Genomic DNA, 1,217 nt, shown 5'->3' on the forward strand with positions numbered 1-1,217 from the left:
ACCAGATCGCGCTGCCCCCGCACCTTCACCCGCAGGACGCAGAAGCCGTTCTCGGCGTTGTGGAACGTCACCCGCTCCACGAGGCCAGCCAGCGCTTCCGTGGGCGAAGAGTCGATGGCGCGCCCGCTCATCCGACCTGCCGGAAGAACGGCACTCCCGTATCGTTCATGACTCGCCCTCCCCTTCCGTGATGCCGCCGTAAGCCAGTATTTGTACGACGCGCCACTATCCGGGACTACCCATAACTACGATTCCGCACTCTGGAGCACGCGCATGCACGCCTTCTCGTATTACCGTTTTCCATTGAAGTAACAGTCATCTGTCCGGATCGTGTGTCTGTTTTCCTTGCCTTACGGTCGGAAGAGAGCGACGATGACGGACAGACCCAGCCAGTCCATTGCCACGGCGTATCGGCCGCCCGAGCCCGAGTTGCGGCTCGTCCTGCGCCCCAATGCCCCCGACCCGCGTCTTGTGGCGCTGGTCCGCCTCATGGCCCGTCGTGCGGCACGGGACTGGTTCCGGTCGCAGCAACAGGAGCAGCGCCGCCGCTCCGGACCGTAAGGGATACCCCGTCATGAAGGTCGCGCTCTACGCCCGCTATTCCTCCGACAACCAGCGCGACGCCTCGATCGCCGACCAGCTTCGGGTCTGCCGCACCCACGCGGAGAAGCAGGGCTGGAGCATCGTCGAGGAGTATACCGACCACGCCATCTCGGGTGCCTCCCTGATGCGGCCCGGCATCCAGGCGCTGATCGCGGATGCACAGCGCGGACGGTTCCAGATCGTGCTGGCCGAAGCGATGGACCGTTTGTCCCGAGACCAGGAGGACATCGCCGGCGTCTTCAAGCGCATGAACTATGCTGGCGTGCGGATCGTCACTCTCTCCGAGGGCGAGGTGTCGCATCTGCATGTCGGCCTCAAGGGCACGATGAACGCCCTGTTTCTGAAAGACCTGGCCGAGAAGACGCATCGCGGCCTGCGAGGCCGGGTCGAACAGGGCAAGTCCGGCGGCGGCAATGCCTACGGCTATGACGTGGTGCGCAAGCTCGACGCCAACGGCGAGCCGATCCGGGGCGACCGCACCATCAATCCAGCGGAAGCCGACGTGGTCCGTCGCATCTTCCGCGACTTCGCAGCCGGACTGGGACCACGCGCGATCGCCTTCCGCCTCAATGGGATCACGACACGAAAGTGTATTTTACGTACGCTTGGAGTGA

Annotated in this window: 3 protein-coding genes; 2 read left to right on the plus strand and 1 reads right to left on the minus strand. The window is 64.3% G+C overall.

Annotation, left to right across the window (positions count from 1 at the left end; translation table 11 throughout):
• Nucleotides 1–131 (minus strand): YrrC family ATP-dependent DNA helicase (locus B7449_RS24795; RefSeq protein WP_456303600.1); only part of this gene is annotated, 131 nt, incomplete at its 3' end.
• Nucleotides 132–372: 241 nt separating this feature from the next.
• On the opposite strand from B7449_RS24795, the gene B7449_RS13980 reads away from it, so the two are divergent.
• Together B7449_RS13980 and B7449_RS13985 are read left to right on the plus strand one after the other, a co-directional pair.
• Nucleotides 373–561: a hypothetical protein gene (locus B7449_RS13980; protein WP_070325067.1), complete on the plus strand. Its 189-nt coding sequence runs from the start codon at nucleotides 373–375 to the stop codon at nucleotides 559–561.
• Nucleotides 562–574: 13 nt separating this feature from the next.
• A partial coding sequence (locus tag B7449_RS13985; RefSeq protein WP_048883734.1) for a recombinase family protein occupies nucleotides 575–1,217 on the plus strand: 643 nt, incomplete at its 3' end.

This window comes from Komagataeibacter intermedius TF2, assembly GCF_000964425.1.
In the GTDB taxonomy this organism is placed as follows: Bacteria; Pseudomonadota; Alphaproteobacteria; order Acetobacterales; family Acetobacteraceae; genus Komagataeibacter; species Komagataeibacter intermedius.